Source organism: Cardiobacterium valvarum (assembly GCF_900460955.1).
GTDB lineage: Bacteria > Pseudomonadota > Gammaproteobacteria > Cardiobacteriales > Cardiobacteriaceae > Cardiobacterium > Cardiobacterium valvarum.
The window spans coordinates 911,095-933,350 of sequence record NZ_UFUW01000001.1 but is presented as its reverse complement, the minus strand read 5'-3'; the positions used below and the strand labels follow the sequence as shown (position 1 = coordinate 933,350).

Here is a 22,256-nt window from a genome sequence, read left to right as displayed (position 1 = left end):
CGAGCGTGTGGCAAAAGCCGAATAGCTTGATTAAACAACAAAAGGGCGGGTTTCCGCCCTTTTGCGTATCCCAACCCAACAAAACAGGACTCCCTCCATGAGCGACATCCCCCGCTTCTGGCGCAGCCGTAACCCCATCAGCCTCCTCCTCCTGCCGTTTGCTGCCCTCTTTGCCGCGATCAGTACCGCCCGCCGCATGCTCTACCGCTGTGGCATCCTGAAGAGCTGGCGGGCGCCCGTGCCCGTCCTCATCGTCGGCAACCTCACCGTCGGCGGCAGCGGCAAAACCCCGCTGGTGCAGGCACTCACACGAGGGTTGCAAACACGCGGCATTAACGTCGGCATCATCAGCCGTGGCTACGGCGGCAGTGCAAAAACCGCTACCAATGTCGCCACCTGCCCGGATGCCGCTGTAGTTGGCGACGAACCGCTGCTGCTCTGGCAAACCACCGGTGCGCCGGTAGTCGTCGCCAGAAAGCGCGCTACCGCCGCGCAAAAACTCCTGCACGACTACCCGGCGACCCACCTGCTCATCGCCGATGACGGCCTGCAACACTACGCCCTCGCCCGCGACGCGGAAATCGTCGTCATCGCCGCCGACCTCGGCCTGGGCAACGGCTTCCTCCTGCCCGCCGGCCCCCTGCGCGAAACATCCGCCCGCTTGCGCCGTGCCGACATCGTACTGAGCCGCGATCCGGCGCGTTACCCGCATCCGCACAGTTATCCGCTGCACTACGCCAGCGACGGTGTGCACCCGCTTGATGGCGGCGAACGACGCCCGCTAACGGCTCTCGCCGCACCGCTGTACGCACTAACCGCCATCGCCCGCCCGGAACGCTTCTTCGCCAGCCTGCGCGCGCAAGGCGCAAACCTCGCCGCCTGCCGCAGCCTGCCCGACCATGCCGCCCTGCCGGCGGCAGAGGCCGATTTTGCTGCCAACGGCAGTCTCATCATCAGCGGCAAAGATGCGGTGAAAACCGCCGCCTGGCCGGAAACACTCAAACAGCACACCTACATCGCCGATTACCGCGCCGAACTGCCGCCCGAACTGCTGCCGCTGCTCCTGCACCGTCTGGGGCTGGCATAACCAGCGGTTTCCTTCGCATGCCAAAGCCTTTTCCACCGTTTGTTCCTGCGCAGATTGTCTGCTGCCCCATCCCAACCTTTCCCCACGGGGGAGGGACTTGTCTGTGCCAAGCGGCGTAAATACCGGGCTCTTCAAGCGGCCGCGGGAAGTTTTTTGTCGTGTACGAAGGCTGAATAGATAAAAATCGTAGCAGCGCTGCCGCTATCTTCCTGGCTAACGCCGGACTTGGTGTTACCAAGCCGCCTGTCGATAAGTATTTTTATTTGTTTATCCGTATCATGATTTGGAATTCAAATGGGAAGAGTTCTTCTCAGCGTTAAATAATTACGTTTTTTCAATATGTTACGCCTTGCCTGCAAAAACTGGTAGATGACAGCAAAATTTCTGTTTGACGCTGTGTGCCGCGCCCGTAATATTCGCCCCCCCTTTATTTATTTACCGGAGAAATCCCATGCAAGGAAATCCAGAAGTTATCGCTTATCTGAACAAACTGATTGCCGGCGAACTCGGCGCACGCGACCAGTATTTCATCCACGCCCGCATGTACGACGAATGGGGCTACACCAAGCTGTTTGATGCCAACCATCACGAAATGGAGCACGAAACCGAGCATGCCACGCAGATGATCAAGCGCGTATTGATGCTGGGTGGCACGCCGAACATGGTGCCGGCGCCGCTGAACGTTGGCAGCGACGTGAAATCGATGATGGAAAACGACCTGCAAGCGGAATATTCGGTGCGTGACAATCTGAAAACCGGTATCGCCCTCTGCGAGCAGCATCACGATTATGTCACCCGTAACATGCTGATTGAGCAGCTGAAAGATACGGAGGAAGACCACGCGCACTGGCTGGAACAGCAACTGCGCCAGATCGAGCAGATGGGCTTGCAGAACTACCTGCAAAGCCAGCTCTAAGGAGGCGTCATGCAGATTGCTCCCGAAGTGCTCACCTGCTTGAACAAGCTGCTCAGGCACGAGCTGACCGTCATCAACCAGTATTTCCTGCACGCGCGGATGCTGAACAACTGGGGCTACGACAGCGTCGGGCATACCATGTACAAGCAATCCATCCGCGCCATGAAAAACGCCGACAAACTTATCGCCCGCATTTTTCTGCTGGAAGGGCTGCCGAACCTGCAAGACCTCGGCAAGCTCTTCATCGGCGAGACGGTGGCGGAAGCGATTGCCTGTGACCTGCAAGCGGCCTATGCCCAGCATGGTGACTTGCGTGACGCGGTGAAACTGCTCGGCGAGGCGCGCGATTTCGTCTCCCGCACGCTGGTGGAAGAACTGCTGGATGATGTCGAGGAATACATTGACTGGCTGGAAACGCAGCAGGATTTGATCGCCGAGATAGGCGAGGCGAATTATCTGCAACAGGCGGTCGGCGACAACGACGCGCACTGATTTCAGCGAATCATGCAGCAAAAACCCCTCCTTTGCCGGAGGGGTTTTGCTTTTGTGCAATTCTTCGGTTGAGGGCACGCCAAGCGGGATAAATGCTGGTTTTGTAGGGTAGGCCTCAAACCCACCAAGAGGGCGCGGAGGGCATCGTGGGGGTTAATCCCGCCCTACCCTGCCGCACCTGCAAGGAGGCACTGCCCCACTTCTCTGGTTGTCCAAGACAACCTTAATCAATCCTGCGGCGGCAGCAGGAACACGCCCGCGCGGGCAAGGTGGACGTAGCCTTCGCGGCTGCCTTCGCGGAATTCTTCCGGCTTCAGGTTCACCAGTAGCGGTTTGCCCTGCCAGTCGGCGACGATTTCCCAGTGGTTGCCCATGTACACCGCGCTCTGGATGGTGCAGTGCTGTGCCGCTTCGCCCGTGTCTTTGAGGGTGACGGCTTCGGGGCGGATGCCGACGAGACAGGCACCGTCTTTAAGGCCGAAGGCGGCCGCGTCCGCCAGGTCGAAGCTGTAGCCGTTCACGGTGAGGCGGTTGCCGGCGAGTTCGGCGGTAAAGATGCTGGATTCGCCCATGAAGTTGGCGAGGAAAAGCGAGTTGGGGCGCTGGTAGAGTTCGCGCGCGCTCGCTTTTTGCATGATGCGGCCTTTGTCCATGACGATGACCTGGTCGGAGACGGCAAAGGCTTCGCTCTGGTCGTGGGTGACGTAGAGCGAGGTGATGCCGAGGCTTTGTTGCAATTCGCGGATTTTTTCGCGCATGCTGCGGCGCAGGTTGGCGTCGAGATTGGAGAGTGGTTCGTCGAAGAGCAGCACTTTCGGCTTGAGAACGAGGGCACGGGCGAGGGCCACGCGTTGTTGTTGGCCGCCGGAGATTTGGTCGACGTAGCGTTCGCCGAATCCGGCCAAATCCACGAGCGCCAAGGCTTCTTCGATGCGGCGCTTGCGTTCGTCTTTGCCGACGTTCAGCATTTTCAGGCCGTAGCCGACGTTATCGGCGATGCTCATGTGCGGGAAGAGCGCGTAGGACTGGAAGACGATACAGATATCACGATGCTGGATGGAGGCTTTGGTGACGTCTTCGCCGTCAATGCAGATTTGCCCGGAGGTCGGGCTTTCGAGACCGGCGACGAGGCGCAGGATGGTGGTTTTGCCGCAACCGGAGGGGCCAAGCAGGGTGGTCATGGTGCCGCGCTCGATGTTAAGGTCGAGGTTGTCGATGACGACGGCCTTGCCGAAGCGCTTGCTGACGTTTTTCAGGACGAGAAAGGCGTTGTTTTCTGTACTCATGGGAATCTCTTATTGTGCGGGTTGGCGGGCTTTCGAGCGGGCGATGCGGGTGTCGCCGATGATCCAGTCGAAGAAGAGGATGATGCTCATCATGACGACAATCAGGATCGAGCCATAGGCGATGGCAATGCCGTATTCGCCGTCTTCGACGCGGTTCAGGATGTAGGCCGTCGCGACGCGCGTGTCGGCGGTCACCAGGAAGATGATGGCGCTGACGGTGGTCATGGCTTTCACGAAACTGGTCACGAGCGCCGAGAGTAGCGCGGGCTTCAAGAGCGGCAGGATGATGTAGAGGATGGTCTTGAAGGAGCTGCCTTTGAGCGAGAGCGAGGCTTCATCCAGCGATTTGTCGAGCTGGCCGAGACCGGCGATAGCGGCACGCATCCCCACCGGCAGGTCACGCATGACCATCGAGATGATGACGATGATGCCGGTGCCGGTGAGATAAAGCGGGGCGTTATTGAAGGCGAGGATGTAGGATACGCCCGCTGCCGTGCCGGGGATGGCGAAGCAGAGCATGGTGAGGAATTCCAGCGCCTTCTTGCCGCGAAACTGTTTGCGCACCACGATATAGGCAATCAGCAAGCCAAGCAGGGCGGTGAGCACAGCGGCGATGCCGGCGTAAATCAGGGTGTTAATCAGGGACGGCCAGGCACCGTCACTCAGCCCCTGCCCGAAGAGCATGGCGTAGTTCTTCGTGGTGAGCGTGTAATCCACACCCCAGTTCACGGTGAAGCTGCCGTAGAAAATGCTGCCGTAGAGGACGATATTGAAGACCACCCACACCGCGAGCAGCGCGGTAATCGTGTTCTTCAGGCCGCGCGGCAGTTCCTGCACCTCGCCGCGATAGGACTTGCCGGAAACGGTGATGTAAGAGCGGTTGCCAATCCACAAATACTGCACGATAAAGATACCGAGCGAGAACAGCAGCAGGATGGTGCCGAGGGTACTGGCCGAGGCATAATCCAGCTGGGAACCGGCGATGTAGAAATAAATCTGCGTGGCGATTACGTCGAAGCTGCCGCCGAGCACCAAGGGGTTACTGAAATCGGCGAGCGACTGGATGAAGACCAGCAGGAAAGCGTTGGCCAGCGCCGGACGCAGCAGCGGGAAAATAATCTGGAAGAACGTCTGATAACGGTTGGCGCGCAGCGTGTAGGACGCTTCCTCGATGGACGGGTGAATGGATTTCAGCGCACCGTCAAGAATCATGAAGGCAAGCGGGGTGAAGGCGAGGATCTGCGCGATGGCGATACCGTTGAAACCGTAGAGCCAGTTAGTATTGGTGAAGCCGAGGTGCATCAGCCATTCCGTGACATAACCGGAACGGCCCAGCATCAGCGTCACACCGAGGCCGACCACAAACGGCGGCGTGACAATCGGCAGAATCGAGAAAATCTTGCCGACAAAGGCAGTGCGGCGGGCAATCCGCGTCGTATAAAGCGCAAAAGCGAGACCGAACAGCGTGGACATCAGGCCGACAAAGCCGGAGAGCATCAGCGAATTGCCGATGACGCGCACGATATAGCTGCGCCCCAGAATATCGAGCACCTGACCGGGCACGAACGCGCCGCTTTCGTCATAAAACATCGCCTTGAAAATGGCGATCGTCGGGAAGACGATGAAAAGTGCGATTAGCAAAATGATTAAGAGCAGCGACGCGATGATGAACTTGTCGCCTTGCAACACCTTCAAGCGGGCAAGCGCGAGGGTCGCCAGCGCAATCAGCGCCAGGGCGAGGCCAATTACCGCATAGCCCAGCGAGACATGACGCAGATCGGCACTGATGACGACCAGCGCGGTGATAACAGCGGCAAGCGCCAGCTCACTCTTGGCCTGCACGGCAGGTGCGAGCTTGAGCGCGGGCAAAAGCAGGAAACCGGCGAGCGGCGCGAACCATAGCCAGCTCACATTGAGCGAACGCCAGCCCATCGCGGCGAGACGCTCATCGCGCGTCGCCTCAAACAGCCCATAATCGAGGGCAAAAGACGGCAGCAGCAAAAACGCCGCGAATGCCAGCACGACCCAAAATACGGGTCGCTGCAAAAAACGTGAAAACAGATTCATAAAACCTCGATTGCAGGGTGGGATGACGCCCACCGGAAAAACGGTTTAAAGTTATCAACGCCCGCCAAGCGGGATAAATACTGGATTTATTGCGGAGCGATTGCTGCCCCATCCCGCCCCTCCCCCACGGGGGAAGGGCCTTTTTCATCTAACTCCCTACTGGGGGGTACGGGCCAAGCGGGATAAACACTGAGCCCGCCAAGCGGGAGACCACGCTCCTATTTCCCCAATTTGACCTCATCGACCCAGCGTTTAATCAAACGTTTGCGCAAATCACTGGCGCCGTATTTATCAAAATCGTAGTTAATCAGATTGACGGACTTGAAATCCAGCGAATAGGGCGACAATTCCGCTTCACTGTTCGTCAGGATTTGGTGCGTTTCCCCTTTCTTCCACGACAATTCCTGCGCTTCTTTCGATAACGCCCAATCGACAAACAATTTCGCGTTTTCCGGATTTCTGGCGCCTTTAATAATACTGACGCCGCCAATTTCATACCCCGTACCTTCACACGGCACGATTAATTCCACCGGTGCACCCTTTTCCTTTTCGATGGAATGCTCATGCAAAAAGCCGATGCCAATCGCCGCTTCCCCGCGCGCGGTATTACGAGTAGCGGTATTGCCGGATTTCGTATATTGCGAGACATTTTTATTGAGTTCCTTCAAGAATTTGAAAGCCTCTTCCTCGCCCCAGAGCTGCACAAAAGTGGCAATCTGCGTATAAGCCGTGCCGGAACTTTGCGGGTCGGCAGCCTGGATTTCGTTCCTGTATTTCGGGTCAGTCAAATCCTTCCAGCATTTCGGCACCGGCAGATTCAGCTTTTGCAGGCGTTCCGTATTCACGCCAAAGCCGAGAATACCCAGATAAATTGCCGAAGAATAATTACCTTTCACTTTGGCCGGATCTTTCAGCGCATCGGGGATGTATTGCAAATTGGGCGATTTATAGGCTTCGAGCAATCCCATTTCGCCCGCTTGTGAATGCGGATCCAATGTACCGCCATACCAGACATCGCCTTGCGGATTGGCTTTCTCCGCCTCAATCCGCGCAAAGATGCTGCCGGTGCTGCCGCGAATGAAACTGGTCTTGATTTTATGCTTCTGCTCGAATGCCAGCACTTCCTGCTCACACATCGTATTTTGCGCGCTGCAATACACCACCAGGCGGCTTTCTGCCGCTGCAAAAACCGCACCGCTTAATACAATTCCTGACAGGACAAGCGCCATCCGGGAAATATTCATGATTGTATCCTCAGTATTAAAAAAGTACGGCCTGACGCACAGGCCGTACTTAATAGCTGTTATTTACCCATCTTGACCGTTTCTACCCATTTATCGATCAACCGTTTGCGCTCATCGGCAGAACCATATTTCGCAAAATCGTAGTCAATCAATTTCAGTTGCGCGGGATCCGGCGTATTCGGCGCCTGTTCGGCGGTGGTATTGGTCAGAATCTGCAAAGACTCGCCCTGTTTCCAGGCAGATTCCTGCCCTTCTTTTGAGAGCGCCCAATCCACGAACAGCTTGGCGTTATCCATGTTGCGCGCACCTTTCAGGATGCTGACACCGCCCAGTTCGTAACCCGTACCTTCACACGGCACAACCAGTTCCAGCGGCGCGCCTTTGTTCTTTTCCAGGGTGTAATCGTGCAGGAAGCCGATGCCGATGGCCGTTTCACCGCGTGCGGCATTGCGCGACGGGGTCACGCCGGATTTGGTGTACTGCGAAATATTCGGATGCAACTGGCGGAAATAATTGAAGGCTTCGTCCTCACCCCAGAGTTGCACGAAGGTGGCGAGCGCGGTGTAGGCCGTACCGGCACTTTGCGGGTCAGCGATTTGCACCTCACCCTTGTATTCCGGTTTGACCAGATCCTTCCAGCATTTCGGTACTTCTTTGATGCCGAGCTTGTTCAGGCGGTCAGTATTCACACCAAAGCCGAGGATGCCCATGTAAATGGCGGATGTGGCATTGCCTTTCACCTTGCCGGGATCGCGGAAACGCTCAATAATCTGCGGCAGATTGGGCGACTGATAGGCTTCCAGGAGACCCAGTTCACCGGCCTGCGACTGCGGATCGAAGGTGCCGCCGTACCAGACGTCAGCCTGCGGGTTGTTCTTTTCTGCTTCCACCTTGGCAAAGGTGCTGCCGGAGCCGTTGCGGATAAACGAAGCCTTCACGTCGTGCTTCTTGCCGAATTCCTTCACCGCGTTTTCACACATGGCATTCGTTGCGCTGCAATAGACAACGAGCCGCCCGGCAGCGTGGGCGTGAACGGCCAAGAGGGAACCGGCGGCAACAGCGGCGGCGAGTTTGGTGAAGCGAGACCATTTCATAACATTGACTCCTGATGGGTGGGAAGGGACAACCGCCTGCAACACAAGCGGTGGCGGTGAAATATGTGGACAGGATTAGGCGGAATCAACACATTCCAACACCGTGTGCACATTATAACCACGCGGGATTGGGGAAAGGAAGGGGAAAATTCACACTCACCATAATTTTCACGCTGGCAAAGCAATTGGCAGGCGCCGCCCTTCATCACTGCTTTGCTGCGCCAGCTCGGTGAGGTAGATGACGCACAGGGCTTGTTCGGCAGTCACTATCAGTGGTGCCCCGCCACGGATAGCGGCAGCAATGTTGTCGTAGTAAGCAAGAAAATTGCCGCGCCGGCTTTCGATGCGGCGGCTACCGTCTTCGGTGTAAAGGGTGCCGTGCTGGTCAGTAGGTTCTGTGCCGTAAGCGGGATCATCAGGGTGCATACCCGCTTTGAGTTGGGCTTCTTGCGGGTCAAGGCCGTATTTGACATAGGTGGCGCGTTCGCCTTCGAGATGAAAGCGGGCGACCGGCGCGTTGCAGTAAGGGGCGGTATGCAGAATGACTTCGTGCGTGGCGTAGTGCAGCTGAACGTGGGCGTAATCCACGGTCTGGCTACCGGGACGCAGGGCGCGGCAGTGACCGGTTACGGCTTGCGGCAGGCCGAAGAGGTCAAGCGCCTGGTCTAGCAGATGCGCGCCGAGGTCGTACCAGATACCAGCGCCTGCGCCGGGGTTTTCGCGCCAGCGGTCGCGCACGTGCGGGCGGTAGCGGTCCCAGCGGGAAATGAGGAGGCGCGGCGCGCCAAGAACATTGTCAGCGAGGAGCTGTTTCAGGGTGAGAAAGTCGCCGTCCCAGCGGCGATTGTGGAAGACACTGAGCAGGCGGCTGTTTTCGGCAGCAAGCCGGATGAGGGCTTGCCCTTCGGCGAAGGTGTTCACCATCGGTTTTTCGAGGACGACATGGCGGCCTGCGGCGAGGCATTGCGCGGCCAGGCTGTAGTGGACGGTATTCGGCGCAGTGATGATGACGAGTTCGGCGTCGCTTTCTGCCAGCATGGTAGCGGCATCGGGGTAGCGCGGGACAGGGATGCCGGGCTGCTCTTTGCTGCTAACCAATGCGGTCAGGCGGTAGGCGAGGTTCGCGGCGATGAGCGGCAGGTGGAAGGTGCGGGCGGACATGCCGCAGCCGATGATGGCGGTGTTAATCATGGGGTTCTCCGGTCTCTGTTCACGGCAAATTTTATTATCGTCTCTTCTCGCACTGCGCAACACTTTCCTGCGTGTACCGTGCCTTTATGTGCGACAAGATTTCGCCAAGCGGTGTAGCGTTACTGGCCTCGCGTCAAGCGGCGTGGTTACTGGGTCTGCCAAGCGGTGTAGTTGCCGGGTTATGCCGTCTGCAAATGTTTAAAGGCGCTGCCGGAGTAGCGCCTTTTGGGGTAGATATTTTTACAGCCCTTTGCAGTTGGCGTAGTAGGTAACGGTCGCCGGCCAGTCGCTGAAGATGCCGATGATGCCGACATCTTTGGCGAGCACGTCGAGGTAGTTATAGATGTCGCCGTCTTTTTTGCCGAGCTCTTCCACGCCGGTGAAGTACCAGCCGCCGCCTTTGGCAATCGGGCCGGAGCGTTCCAGCGTCCAGGTGATGAGTTTGAGGCCGTTGTCTTTCGCGGCTTTGGCGTAGTCAGAGACGCCGAATTTGCCGCCGTCGTTTTTGACGAGCATCGGCATCGCCGGTGAGAGGTATTGCAGGCCGAGTTTGCGCCATTCAGGCATTTCTTTGATGCGCGGCGCGGTATCGAGGGTTTCGTCGAGGAAAACCGCCTGTTTGCCGTAGTTGCCGCCTTTTGTCAGCCAGTAGCGGACGACTTCCGGCTGGAAGGATTGCGGGAAGACGTCGCCTGGGGCAACGCCGGCTTCGGCGTAATCATCAAGCATTTTTTGCGCGTATTGTTCGAGGGTAAAGCCGTCATAGGGCATGGCAATGACCGGTTCTTTCAGTTCCGGGGTCATTTTCACGCCGTGGCTTTTGAATAGGGCGATGCTTTCTTTGTGCGTCATCAATTCGCCGTTTTGCGCATACATTTCGGTGCGCCAGGCGGGTGTACCCTGCATGTATTCTTCAATGCTGCGCGCGCCTTTATTGCCACCATCCATTTTGCCTTTCAGCGTTTTGAATTCGGCGAGGGTGATGTCCGAGGTGCGGCATTCGACTTCGGCTTCTTTCACCAGTTTGCCGTCAGCATCGTATTCGGCGGGTTTGAACGGCACGCTGCATTTGGCAGCCAGCGGGGTGACGAGAATGTTGGTGGTGTTATGCAGGTCGTTTTGCGCGTGGCGGCAGACGAGTTCTTTGTCTTTGGTGAAGGCAACGTCGCATTCGAGGATGCCCGCCCCTTCACGAATACCCGCAAGGTAGGAATCGCGGGTATGTTCCGGGAATTGCAGCGCTGCGCCCCGGTGGGCGATGCTGAATTCGCTTCTTTTCGGGGTCTGCTGCGCGCAGGCTTTGAGTTCGTCTTTCAGGGCGCCGTCTTCGAGGTTGTCGATGAGGTAGAACGGACGCACGCCGTAGGTCAGCGGCTCGGCAGCATAAGCGGCGCTGGCGAGGGCGGCACAGACAGCCAGGGTGAGGAAACGTGGCATTTTGTTACTCCGGTGTGTAAATTCGCATGCATTTTAGGCGTATTTCACACAATGCACACGGATTTTTCACATGGCTTCGCCGCTATAATGCGACCTTTTCTTTCTACCGGAATGTGTTATGCAAAAAATTCTGCTGTCCTCTTTCGCCATCCTGCTCGCCGCTTGTGCCGCCGATGGGCGCGTCCCGGAAAGCATGGCGCGGGAAATCGTCTCACCGCTGGTTGACCAGCAATGCCGCACCCAGCTCAACAAACGCCAGGAATGGCAGCTTGCCTCCGCCCTGATGGGCAGCGAGGTGAAAAGCCAGTGGGAAAACAAGATTTGCGGCTGCGTCAGCGAGGAAGCACCGGCGAATATGACGAATCAGGAAATGTTGCAGGTTATCAACCCGGCGACGCGCAACCAGGCGGTAACGAATGTGGCGGTGAAAACGCTTAGCGCCTGCATCAAGCGGGTATTGCACTGATGCGGGCGCAATGGCGCGAGGTGTTACGGCAGGCTGTGGGCAATCCTGCCGCCGATTTTCACCCCGGACAATGGGAAGCGATGGATGCGCTCGTCAATCAGCGCAAGAAGTTATTGGTGGTCGAACGCACCGGCTGGGGGAAAAGTCTGGTCTATTTCCTGAGCGCCAAAATGATGCGCGAAAAAGGCATGGGGCCGACCATCATCATTTCCCCGCTGCTGGCCCTGATGCGCAACCAGATTGAATCAGCGCGCCGCTTCGGCGTGACGGCCGCCAGCATCAATTCCACCAACGTCGAGGAATGGGATGCCGTCGCCATCCGCCTGCACCGCGATGAAATCGATTGCCTGCTGATTTCACCGGAGCGTTTGGCGAATGACAGTTTTATTGACAGGGTATTAAACCCAATCATAAGCCGCATCGCCATGCTGGTCATTGATGAAGCCCACTGCATCTCCGACTGGGGGCACGATTTCCGTCCCGATTACCGCCGCATTGGCAATATTCTGCGCCTGTTGCCGCCCAATACCCCGGTGCTGTGTACCACGGCGACCGCCAATGACCGCGTCGTTGCCGACATCCGCGCACAAATTGGCAACATTGAAGTACAACGCGGCCCGCTGGTGCGCGAGAACCTCTACCTGCAAACCCTGCACCTGCCCGATCAGGCGGCGCGCCTCGCCTGGCTGGCGCAAGTGCTGCCAAAGCTGCACCATCCCGCCATCATCTACACCCTGACCGTGAACGACAGCGAATACGTTGCCGCCTGGTTACAGCAAAACGGCATCCGTGCCGAAGCCTACTACGGCACAATGGATAACAGCAGCCCTGCCGATGGCAACGCCCGCCGCGAACAGCTGGAAAGCCTGCTCTACCACCACGAATTACAGGCACTCGTTGCCACCAGCGCCCTTGGCATGGGTTACGACCAACCTGACCTCAGCTTCATCTGCCATTACCAGATGCCGGGCTCGGTGATTGCCTACTACCAGCAGGTAGGCCGGGCCGGACGCGGCATCGCGCAAGCGGCGGGCGTCCTGATGTTGGGTACGGAAGACAGCGAAATCCACGACTACTTCCGCTGCAGTGCCTTCCCGCCGGAACAGCACGTCCGCGAAATCTTGAGCGCCCTGGAACAAAGCGACGGCCTCAACCTGCGCGAAATCGAAGCGTGTTGCAACCTGCGCCGGGGGCAAATCAAAAAAGTCCTGAAACTGCTTAGCGTCGAAAATCCCGCACCGGTTATCAAAGTCGGAAGCCAGTGGCGGCGCACGGCCACCCCTTACCACATGGATCACGCGCGCATCGCCCGCCTCACCGCACAGCGCGAACAAGAATGGGCGCAAATGCAGGACTATCTGCACAGCACGGACTGCCGCATGCAATACCTGCGTCACGCCCTCGACGACCACAGCAGCGACGGCACCCCCTGCGGCAAATGCGACAACTGCCGCGACACCCCGGCGCTGCCGGTACAACTCGACCCCACCCTCGTCGCGCAAGCGACCACCTACCTGCGCAACCTGACCCTCCCCATCAAGCCGCGCCGGCAAATCAGCGGCAACCCGCTGCAGCAATACCGCTTCCCGCCCTACCTCAAAGAACTTGCCGCCCAAGAAGGCCGCATCCTTGCCCGCTGGAACAGCGGTGCCTGGGGGCGGTTGATTGCAGAAGGCAAACACAGCGGCCATTTCAGCGACGAACTGGTCGCGGCAATGGCGGACATGATTAACAAACGCTGGCACCCCGACCCTGCACCGCAGTGGGTCTGCGCCATCCCCTCCCTGCGCCACCCCGCGCTCGTCCCCGACTTCGCCCGCCGCCTCGCCGCCCGCCTGAATCTCCCCTACATTGACGCCCTGCACAAAGTGCGTGACAACCCGCCACAAAAAGAACAAAACAACAGCTACCACCAATGCGCCAACCTCGACGGCGTCTTTGCCGTTACCGCCGGCATTCCGCACACCCCGGTGCTGCTCATTGACGACATCACCGACTCTGGCTGGACATTCACCATCGCTGCCGCCCTGCTGCGCCAGGCGGGCAGCGGCGTCGTCTATCCTGCCGCCCTCGCCACCTCCGCCAACAAAGACTGACCATGAACCCCACCACCCAGGCCATCCTGCTGCTCACCGCCCACCTCGACAAACACGACGCGGCGAAACCGCTCGGTCCCGCCGAATGGGGTCGTCTCGCCGCCCACCTACACCGCCACCAGCACACCCCGGCCGACCTGCTGCAACGCGAACTGCCCACTCTGCTCGACGGCTGGACAGACAAAACCGTCAGCATCGAACGCCTCGAAAAACTGCTGCAACGCGGCAGCGGCCTCGCCATCGCCCTGGAAAAATGGCAGCGCGCCGGCCTCTGCATCCTCACCCGCGCCGACAGCGACTACCCGCAACGCCTGAAAAAACACCTCGGCGCCAGCGCACCGCCCTTCTTCCACGCCATCGGCAACCTGGCACTCGCCAACCCGCCGCAGGCATTGGCCGTTGTCGGCTCGCGCAATGCCGACCCTGCCGACATCAAAGCCACCGCCGACCTTGCCACACGCGCCGCCCAGGCGCACATCACCATCACCTCCGGCGGGGCGCGCGGCGTGGACGAAGCCGCCATGTGCGCCGCACTCGATGCGGGCGGATACAGCGTCGGCATCCTCGCCGACAGCCTGCTGCGTGCCAGCACCAACCGCAAATGGCGCACCGCCCTGCAAGCGGGACACCTGCTACTACTCACCACCTGCCACCCCGAAGCCGCCTTCAACAGCGGCAACGCGATGGCGCGCAACCGCTACATCTATACCATGAGCGACGCAGCAGCCGTCATCCACGCCGGACAAAAAGGCGGCACCATCAGCGGCGCAGGCGAAAATCTCAAACACCACTGGGTGCCGCTCTGGGTCAAACCCAGCGACGACCCCACAGCGGCAAACGCCACCCTCGTCGCCCAGGGTGGCCACTGGCTGCCCGCAGATGGGGACATCAGCGCCCTGCTTGCCACCACTGCCAGCAGCCAAAGCAGCCTGCCAATAGAAAGCCCGCCAGACAACACCGCATCCGTCGCTGCTGAAACCGCTATCGCAGAAACACCGCAGGATAGCGCTTCCACACAAACCGAACTGCCGGGTACACCGCCCGCCGCAGAAAAAACCGAAAAAAAGCCCCGCCGCCGCAACAAAAAATCCGCACCGGAACTCATCACCACCTTCACCCTGCCCGACCTCTACCAAACCTTCCTTGCTGCCCTGCCAAAGGACGCCGAATTTGGCCACACTGCCCTGCTGACCCAGCTCAAAACCCTCGGCATACGGCGGGTACAACTTCTGGACTGGCTGAAACGCGCCGTCGCCGAAAACACCCTGGAACGCAAAGAACGCCCTGTCCGTTACCGCTTCACCGAGCCGGACCTGCCCCTGACAAAAAATGCGTAGCCGCCACATTTCCCGATCTATCGTAGTCATGCTCATAAACAGCAGTAATCCATGCATGAATGGCGCAGAATCGATCAAGTATCAACTCGCCCCCGATTCCTATTTGAAACGACGATATCGGCTAATTTTGATACGATAACGCCGCCCGCCGCAGAGGGTTGACGCAGCGGCATTTCTTTTACTTTTTAACACCTAGGAGAACGGCATGAGCCATTACCTGTTTACATCCGAATCCGTGTCCGAAGGGCACCCCGACAAAATCGCCGACCAGATTTCCGATGCGGTGCTGGACGCCATCATCGCGCAAGATCCGAACGCCCGCGTCGCCTGCGAAACCCTCATCAAAACCGGCATGGCAATGATCGCTGGCGAAGTCACCACCTCCGCTTGGGTTGATCTCGAAAGCATCGTGCGCCAGACCATCTCCGACATCGGCTACAACAGCTCCGATGTCGGCTTCGACGGCGCGACCTGCGCCGTGCTGAACGTCATCGGCAAGCAGTCTTCCGACATCGCCCAGGGCGTGGACCGCGAAGAAAAACGCAAGCAGGGCGCCGGCGACCAGGGCCTGATGTTCGGCTACGCCTGCGACGAAACGCCGACCCTGATGCCTGCGCCAATTACCTACGCGCACCGCCTGGTCGAGCGGCAGTCCAAAGTGCGCCGCGACGGCGTGCTGCCGTGGCTGCGCCCCGATGCCAAATCACAAGTCACCTTCCGCTACGAAGATGACAAAATCACCGGCATTGACGCCGTTGTCCTCTCCACCCAGCACGATCCGGAGATTTCGCAAAAAGACCTGCAAGAAGCCGTGCGCGAACTCATCATTGACAAAGTCCTGCCCGCCGAATGGCTCGACAAGGACACCAAATACCACATCAACCCGACCGGCAAATTTGTTATCGGCGGGCCGGTGGGCGATTGCGGCCTGACCGGGCGCAAAATCATCGTCGATACCTACGGTGGCTCCGCACACCACGGCGGTGGCGCCTTCTCCGGCAAAGACCCCTCAAAAGTGGATCGCAGCGCCGCTTATGCGGGCCGCTACGTGGCGAAAAACATCGTCGCCGCCGGGCTCGCCAAACGCTGCGAAGTGCAAGTCTCTTACGCCATCGGCATTGCCGAGCCGACCTCCGTCATGGTCAACACCTTCGGCACCGGCACCATTCCGGACGACGAAATCATCAAACGCGTCCGCGCGGTGTTCGATCTCACCCCCTACGGCATCATCGAAATGCTTGACCTCATCCGCCCGATTTACCGCCAAACCGCCGCTTACGGTCACTTTGGCCGCGAGTTGCCGGACTTCACCTGGGAAAAAACCGACCGCGCTGACGCGCTGAAACGGTAAGAATTTCCCGCCATTGCAAAACGCCGAATGCCGCAAGCATTCGGTGTTTTCATATAGAAGCTAGGAATACACGATGCAAACAGAAAAGAAAAATCTCGAAGGATTGGGCGGCTGGCTGATATTGGTTGGCATCAGTTTATTTGTCAGCCCGATACGCTTGTGGATAGAAATAACGCAAATTTATCAGGAGATGAAGAGCAACGGTTCCTGGGAATTGATTATGTCGGGCGAGGCAGATATGCATTATCCGGGTATAAAAGCGCTTATTCTAGGTGAGATCGCCATCAACAGTGTGCAAATCATCGCCTGCATCGTACTGATTATCCTGTTTTTTATGAAGAAAAAGCTGTTCCCTATAGTTTTTATCGCAGCAGCAGCTTTTAATGTCATATTCCTTTTTGTCGATAGCGTAGTGGCGTCCAGCATTATGCCGGATGAATTCTTTGCAGAAGAAGAAAGCGGCAAAGAAATTGCCCGAAGCTTTATGTATCTTGCTATTTGGGGAACCTATATGCTGGTATCGAAGCGGGTAAAAGCGACCTTTATTCATTAAGCGTTCTTGGTGGTAACACAGGGGAAAATACCGTTTATATTCTTGGCAAGAACGACTCCAAGCGGGATAAACACTGGGTTTTCTCCCTCCTTCCGTTGCTATGCGAAATCTTCCCCCGCAAGCAGGAAGGGATTTCGTGCCAAACAGCGTAAATACTGACCCCATCAAGCGGCATAAATGCTGGGCCCGCCAAGCGGCGTAAATGCTGGACTTGCCTGGAACGGATTTCCAGCCAGCCTGCCTGTTGCGACGGGCTAAAACCCACCCTACAGCTGGTGACAGATGCTTTTATTTTGGGACGCCGATTTCCCATAAAAAAACGCCCCCGCAGGGGGCGTTTTTTTATTTATACCGCGCCATCAGCGCTTGGCAGCGGCGAGGGTGCGGCGGGCGAAGATGAGCATACCGCCGATAAAGAAGGCGAGGCCTAGCCAGGCGGCGGTGGTGCCCCAGTTGCTGAGCGGCAGCGCGAGCGGTGCTTCGGAGCCGCCGTTGGTCACGGAAACGACAATAATGAAAGCGAGGATAACGCCAATCAGGCTTTCGCCGACGATGAGCCCGGCGGCAAAGAGGGTACCGATGCGATCAGCGGCAGCAACGCGTTTTTCGCTGTCCGCGCCATAGCGGCTGCGAATACGGCCACGCAGGAAGGCAGCGAGGAAGGCGCCGATGATAATCGGCATGTTAATAGACGGCGGCAGGTAGATGCCCATGCCGACCGCCAGCACCGGCAATGCTTTGCGGCCACCGCTGCCCTTGCGCAGCAGGACATCAACGACAATCAGCGCCACACCGATGGCGACGCCGCTCAGGATATACTGCCATTGCAGGTCGTGCGCGAAGATGCCTTTAGTGATACTGGTCATCAGCGTTGCCTGCGGTGCGGACATTGCTTGGGCGGGATTCATGCCTGCACGCGGCATGGCATCCGGGAAGCCGTAGGCCTGATAGAGCAGTTGCAGCACCGGTGCGACGACGATGGCGCCGGCCACCACGCCGATGATCAACGCCACCTGTTGCCGCCACGGCGTCGCTTGCAGCAGGTAGCCGGTTTTCAGGTCTTGCAGGTTGTCGTTGGAGATGGAGGCGACGGAAACGACCGCCGTGCCACAGAAGAGGGTGAGCGCCAGTAGGAATTGGCGGTTGGCCGCATCGGCGAAGAGGCCGCCGGATTCACCGATCAGGAGCAGTACCAGCGAGATGATGATGATGGAGATGATGCCGATGCCGGAAATCGGGCTGGATGAGGAGCCAACCAGCCCCGCCATGTAACCGCAGGCGGCGGCAACGAGGAAGCCGATGATGACGGTGAGCAGCACGCAGGCAACAACCAGCAGCCAGGCGATGCCGCTGGGGATCGTCGCAGCATCAATGAAGTGGTAGAAGCTGAAGCCGAGCAGCACCATCATGCCGAGGGTGGTGAAAATCATCGCCTGCGGCGAGAGATCTTGCTCAATGCGCGCGGTGGAGGCGGCTGCATTGCCGCTCAGGGTGCGGAAGGACTGCTTCATGCCTTCGATGGTCGGTCTCAACAGGGTAATCAGCGTCCAGATGGCGGCGATACCGATGGTGCCAGCGCCGATGAAGCGCACTTTGTTTTTCCACAGGCTCATGGCAAAGGCGGTCATATCCATGCCGTCCGGCATCGGCGTGGTGGCGGTAAACCACGGCACCGCACCGCCCCAGGCAAAGGCAATGCCGATGAGGATGGCGATACCGCCGGTCAGGCCGACCAGATAACCCGCGCCGAGCAGCGCCAGCGAATAGCCCATCGGTAACTGGAACACGGCGTTGCCGCTCTTGAACCAGTAACTGGCGCTGTCACTGATGACGCGCAGGCCATTGCTCAACAAGCCGAACAACCCGGCAAGCAGGCCGCCGGCGACGATTTCGCGGATGCCGCTGCCTTCGCTGCCTGCTGTCTCGCTATGGCTGCCGACCTTGAGGATCTCCGCTGCGGCAACGCCTTCCGGGTAGGGCAAATCACTCTTCACCACCATCGCATAGCGCAGCGGCACAGTGAAAATCACGCCGAGGATACCGCCGGCGGTGCAGAGCAGCGTCGTCTGCCAAAAAGGAAAACCGGCCCAGTAACCCGCCATTAGCAGGCCGGGCAGGACAAAAATCACACTGGAAATGGTGCCGGCGGCGGACGCCTGTGTCTGCACCATGTTGTTTTCCAGGATATTGCTGCCGCTGGCAAATTTCAGCACCGCCATGGAAATTACCGCCGCCGGGATGGAGGAGGCGAAGGTCAGACCGACTTTCAGACCGAGATAAACGTTGGACGCGGTGAATACCACCGTAATCAGCGCACCGAGCACCATTCCGCGCAAGGTCAGCTCGCGCACGTTGGCAAGAGGGTCAGAGAGAGTATTAGTGGACATATAAAACCTCATGAAGAAAGAAAGTCTGAATGTTGAAATTTAGTTAATGGAAAGTCAAGAAACCGCGCAGAAAAAATATCAGATTCTATGGAAAAATAGCGACTCTCACCTCTCTATCCATTGGAAGACGCATGAAATTCAAAAAAATCCTGTACATCAGCGCCATCACCCTCATCGCCGGTTGTGAATCCATGGCCGATCTTGCCGGCTACAACTCGCAGGCGCTAAACCTCAAAGCCGCACAAAGCTACAACACCCTGCTATCCGAAGCACAAAGTGAAAATGCGCTCGATACCCGTTCGCCGACCGCACAGCGCGTGCACCAAGTCTTCAACCGCATGGTGCCGATCGCCGACGCTGACAACCGCACCGGTGTCCCCTTCCAGTGGCAGATGAACGTCATCCGCTCAAGCGAGCTCAACGCCTGGGCGATGCCGGGCGGGAAAATGGCGGTATACAGCGGCCTTGTCGAAAAACTGCATCTCACAGATGACGAACTTGCCGCCGTTATCGGTCACGAAATGACCCATGCCCTGCGCGAGCACACCAAGGCGCAAGTCGGCCAGCAACTGCTGACCGGTCTCGGCATGCAAATCGGCGGTGCGGTGCTGGCCAGCCAGGGCAACATCAACCCGAACATGATTGATATGGGCTCAGGTCTGCTCGCCGAATACGGCATTAACAAACCGTTCAGCCGCCAACATGAGACCGAAGCGGATATCGGCGGCCTGATGCTGATGGCGCGCGCCGGCTACAACCCGCAGGCAGCCATCAATGTCTGGCAGAAAATGGCACAGGCAGGCGGCGGCAGCACGCCAACCTTCCTCTCCACCCACCCCAGCGGTGCCGACCGCATCGCCGTCTTGCAGCAATACCTGCCGGAAGCGATGGGCATCTACCAGCAAAGCCGGGGCCGATAAACATCCTTGTCGCACTTGCCAAAATCCCCCCGCTTGCGGGGGATTTTTTATTCCGTGAGGCGAGAAGCTATCCCGCTTGGTCCAAAAACACTTCTCAGCGGGAAAGCTGCCGCCCCATCCTTCTGCTCCTGTTAGCGCAGCGTCTCGCCAACGACCTTCCATATCGCCGGATCATTCCAGACATCGCCATGTCCCGCGTCCAGTTCATGCAGGATGGCACGATCAGGGAATTGTGCGCGCAGGCGGTGGCTGTGCGCTGGCGGAATCAGGGTGTCGCGTCTGCCGTGGAAGAGCAGGATGGGCGTTTCGGGGCTTTGCGCCAGGTATTCGGCGCTCGGCAGCGGGTATTTGATGAGCGGCGCGGGCACGATGGGGTATTCTTCCTGAATCAGCCCGCGCAGGGTGTGAAAGGGCGAAACCAGGATGAGGCGCTCGACGGGATAGTGTGCTGCGGCATAAGCCGCCATGCCGCTGCCGAGGGAATAGCCGATGAGCGTCAGTGGTTTGTCGCCGCTGTCGCGGCGGATGTAGGCCATCATTGCGTCCACGTCGGCCAGCATTTGCGTCTCGCTGCGCAGGCGGCCTGTGCTTTTGCCGTAGCCGCGATAGTCAAAGAGGTAGCAGTCGTAGCCAAGTGCGGCAAGGCGCGCACCGATGTTGCCCCAATGGGCGAGCGAGCCGGCGTTGCCATGGAAGAAGACGATGACACCTTTGGGGTTGTCATGGCGGAAGTGCAGGCCGTGCAGTTCTGCGCCCGCGACCGGCAGGCGGATTTCGCGGTAGGGCACGGGGAAATGGAAAGTGTAATCGGCGGCGAGGGTTTGCGGGTGGAAGAGCAGTTTTTCCTGCACGAGGTAAAGCGTGCCCAGTGTCGCCGCGTAGAGGGCAGCAACGGTGGGGACAGCGCAGAGGAGGTATTTTTTCAGGCGCTTCATGGTAGGGACGGTTCGTCAGGCGGTGTGGTTTTTTCGGCGTTGTCCCGCGCGTCGGCGATAAATTCGTCGACGTTTTCGGCGAGCAGCACTGCCAGCGGGCGGGTGGGAGCAAAGGCGGCGAGGATGATGGTGATGATGGAGGTGAGCGGGATAGCCAGCACCGCCCCGGCCACGCCCCACAGTGATGTCCACAGCGACAACGCTACCAGCACCACGAAGGGGGAGAGGTTAACCTGCTTGCCGATCATTTTTGGTTCGAGGACGTTGCCGACGTACATCTGCGCCGCACTGAGCAAAATCAGTACCAGCAGCATCATGTGCAGCGAGCCGAATTGCGCCAGCGCGAGCACGACCGGGAAGAGCACGCCGAGGAAGGAGCCGAGGTAGGGGATGTAGTTCAAGAGGCCGATGACCACCGCCCAGAACAGCGCGAAATCCACACCGCACAGCCAGAGGATGATGAAGGACAGCGCGGCGAGGATGGCGTTCACCAGCGTCTTCACCGCCAGATAGTCGCCTATGCGGCGGTTGATGTCGCCGATGAGTTTGCGGGTTTGCGCCGCACTTTCGCCCGGCATGGCGATTTCCAGCTTGTGTGCGAAACCGTCGCGCTCACTGAGGAGGAACATGGCGTAAACCGCCATCATGATAACGCTGCCGAGCAGCGAGCCAACCGAGCCCAGCACCGTCCCCAGCAGCGCGGCGAGATCAACGCTATCGATGGTGGCGGCGCGGATGCTTTGCCAGTCGGGACTTTGCGCCATGCCCAGCCAGGCGGTCACACTGTCCAGCAGACGCTTCAGATTGTCCTGATAGGTTGGCGCGGTGGCAATCATCTTCTCACCGGTGCTGATGACGATCCCCGTCAGCAACAGCAATACGCCGACGAAGCCGCAGAGCACCAGCAAGCGCCGCAACCAGGCGGGCGCGCTGCCGAGACGCGGCACCTTGCGCAGCCAGTCGGCCAGCGCCACCAGCACATAGACGGAAATCAGCGCCAGGAAAACGGGCAGCAACAAATTTTTGCCGACCTGCAACAGCCAGCCGCTGAGGATGGCAAGCAGCAGCGACAGTACGAGGGTGTGCAGGGGATGCAGACGGCGCGGGCGGGATTCGTTCATCGGAACCTCTCTATGACGGGGCTTGTCATGATAGCGGCTTCGCCGGGCGATTTGTCGCTTGCAGGGTCGGGATTGATACCGCTTGGCGAGCCCAGTATTGACGCCGCTTGGCGAGCCCGGTGTTTATGCCGCTTGGCGGCATCGGCGCAAACGGATAGCGCGATGGAGATGCTGCAGGCAACGTCCCTACGTCTTTCTTTCTGCGTAGCACCGTCGTGCTATTCAAAACTGCGCCAAGCGGCGTAAATGCTGATTTCTCGCGTAGTGCAGGCTTTC

18 protein-coding genes are annotated in these 22,256 nt (G+C 58.6%); 9 read left to right on the top strand and 9 right to left on the bottom strand.

Annotation, left to right across the window (positions count from 1 at the left end; genetic code table 11):
- Positions 1 to 97 precede the first annotated feature (97 nt).
- From lpxK to bfr (DY250_RS04550), 3 genes are all read left to right on the top strand, one after another.
- Positions 98 to 1,087, top strand: a complete 990-nt coding sequence (lpxK, locus tag DY250_RS04560; RefSeq protein WP_115611177.1) for a tetraacyldisaccharide 4'-kinase — start codon at positions 98 to 100, stop codon at positions 1,085 to 1,087.
- Positions 1,088 to 1,538: 451 nt separating this feature from the next.
- Complete coding sequence (bfr, locus tag DY250_RS04555) at positions 1,539 to 2,003, top strand: bacterioferritin (protein WP_006984372.1); 465 nt, start codon at positions 1,539 to 1,541, stop codon at positions 2,001 to 2,003.
- Between the two features lie 9 nt (positions 2,004 to 2,012).
- Positions 2,013 to 2,495 carry a bacterioferritin gene (gene bfr / locus DY250_RS04550; protein ID WP_006984373.1) on the top strand — a complete coding sequence of 161 codons (483 nt, stop codon included), beginning with the start codon at positions 2,013 to 2,015 and terminating at the stop codon, positions 2,493 to 2,495.
- Positions 2,496 to 2,722: 227 nt separating this feature from the next.
- Here bfr (DY250_RS04550) and fbpC read toward each other — a convergent pair whose 3' ends face one another.
- The 6 genes from fbpC to DY250_RS04520 form a co-directional block, all read right to left on the bottom strand.
- Positions 2,723 to 3,781 carry a ferric ABC transporter ATP-binding protein gene (gene fbpC / locus DY250_RS04545; RefSeq protein WP_115611175.1) on the bottom strand — a complete coding sequence of 353 codons (1,059 nt, stop codon included), beginning with the start codon at positions 3,779 to 3,781 and terminating at the stop codon, positions 2,723 to 2,725.
- Between the two features lie 9 nt (positions 3,782 to 3,790).
- On the bottom strand, positions 3,791 to 5,848 hold the full coding sequence (locus tag DY250_RS04540) for an ABC transporter permease (protein ID WP_115611174.1): 2,058 nt from the start codon (positions 5,846 to 5,848) through the stop codon (positions 3,791 to 3,793).
- A 218-nt stretch (positions 5,849 to 6,066) separates the two neighbouring features.
- Positions 6,067 to 7,092 carry an ABC transporter substrate-binding protein gene (locus DY250_RS04535; protein WP_115611172.1) on the bottom strand — a complete coding sequence of 342 codons (1,026 nt, stop codon included), beginning with the start codon at positions 7,090 to 7,092 and terminating at the stop codon, positions 6,067 to 6,069.
- Between the two features lie 59 nt (positions 7,093 to 7,151).
- A complete protein-coding gene (locus tag DY250_RS04530; RefSeq protein WP_115611170.1) occupies positions 7,152 to 8,186 on the bottom strand; it encodes an ABC transporter substrate-binding protein in 1,035 nt (344 codons plus the stop codon).
- Positions 8,187 to 8,354: 168 nt separating this feature from the next.
- A complete protein-coding gene (locus DY250_RS04525; protein WP_115611168.1) occupies positions 8,355 to 9,377 on the bottom strand; it encodes a Gfo/Idh/MocA family oxidoreductase in 1,023 nt (340 codons plus the stop codon).
- 240 nt (positions 9,378 to 9,617) lie between these two features.
- Positions 9,618 to 10,814, bottom strand: a complete 1,197-nt coding sequence (locus DY250_RS04520; RefSeq protein ID WP_115611167.1) for a glycerophosphodiester phosphodiesterase family protein — start codon at positions 10,812 to 10,814, stop codon at positions 9,618 to 9,620.
- A gap of 118 nt (positions 10,815 to 10,932) precedes the next feature.
- On the opposite strand from DY250_RS04520, the gene DY250_RS04515 reads away from it, so the two are divergent.
- The 5 genes from DY250_RS04515 to DY250_RS04495 all read left to right on the top strand — a co-directional run bounded on the left by DY250_RS04515 (position 10,933) and on the right by DY250_RS04495 (position 16,617).
- Positions 10,933 to 11,280, top strand: coding sequence for a hypothetical protein (locus DY250_RS04515; protein WP_115611165.1), 348 nt, complete (start codon positions 10,933 to 10,935; stop codon positions 11,278 to 11,280).
- Entirely contained in the window at positions 11,277 to 13,376 is a 2,100-nt protein-coding gene (locus DY250_RS04510) for a RecQ family ATP-dependent DNA helicase (RefSeq protein ID WP_115611164.1), read from the top strand. The genes DY250_RS04515 and DY250_RS04510 overlap by 4 nt, the downstream gene beginning before the upstream one ends.
- Positions 13,377 to 13,378: 2 nt before the next feature.
- Positions 13,379 to 14,713 carry a DNA-processing protein DprA gene (locus DY250_RS04505; RefSeq protein WP_115611162.1) on the top strand — a complete coding sequence of 445 codons (1,335 nt, stop codon included), beginning with the start codon at positions 13,379 to 13,381 and terminating at the stop codon, positions 14,711 to 14,713.
- Positions 14,714 to 14,918: 205 nt separating this feature from the next.
- Positions 14,919 to 16,064 carry a methionine adenosyltransferase gene (metK, locus tag DY250_RS04500; RefSeq protein ID WP_115611160.1) on the top strand — a complete coding sequence of 382 codons (1,146 nt, stop codon included), beginning with the start codon at positions 14,919 to 14,921 and terminating at the stop codon, positions 16,062 to 16,064.
- 73 nt (positions 16,065 to 16,137) lie between these two features.
- Positions 16,138 to 16,617, top strand: a complete 480-nt coding sequence (locus DY250_RS04495; protein ID WP_115611159.1) for a DUF2569 domain-containing protein — start codon at positions 16,138 to 16,140, stop codon at positions 16,615 to 16,617.
- A 359-nt stretch (positions 16,618 to 16,976) separates the two neighbouring features.
- On the opposite strand, the gene DY250_RS04485 is transcribed toward DY250_RS04495, so the two are convergent.
- Complete coding sequence (locus DY250_RS04485; protein ID WP_115611156.1) at positions 16,977 to 19,004, bottom strand: OPT family oligopeptide transporter; 2,028 nt, start codon at positions 19,002 to 19,004, stop codon at positions 16,977 to 16,979.
- A 131-nt stretch (positions 19,005 to 19,135) separates the two neighbouring features.
- Here DY250_RS04485 and DY250_RS04480 point away from each other — a divergent pair, with 131 nt between their 5' ends.
- Positions 19,136 to 19,924, top strand: coding sequence for a M48 family metallopeptidase (locus DY250_RS04480; RefSeq protein ID WP_006984387.1), 789 nt, complete (start codon positions 19,136 to 19,138; stop codon positions 19,922 to 19,924).
- A 131-nt stretch (positions 19,925 to 20,055) separates the two neighbouring features.
- Here DY250_RS04480 and DY250_RS04475 read toward each other — a convergent pair whose 3' ends face one another.
- Both DY250_RS04475 and DY250_RS04470 read right to left on the bottom strand, forming a co-directional pair.
- The gene (locus tag DY250_RS04475) at positions 20,056 to 20,859 is read right to left on the bottom strand and encodes an alpha/beta hydrolase (RefSeq protein WP_115611154.1); all 804 of its coding nucleotides are present in this window, start codon (positions 20,857 to 20,859) and stop codon (positions 20,056 to 20,058) included.
- Entirely contained in the window at positions 20,856 to 21,980 is a 1,125-nt protein-coding gene (locus DY250_RS04470; RefSeq protein WP_115611153.1) for an AI-2E family transporter, read from the bottom strand. Before DY250_RS04470 ends, DY250_RS04475 begins: the two co-directional genes overlap by 4 nt.
- Positions 21,981 to 22,256: the final 276 nt, after the last annotated feature.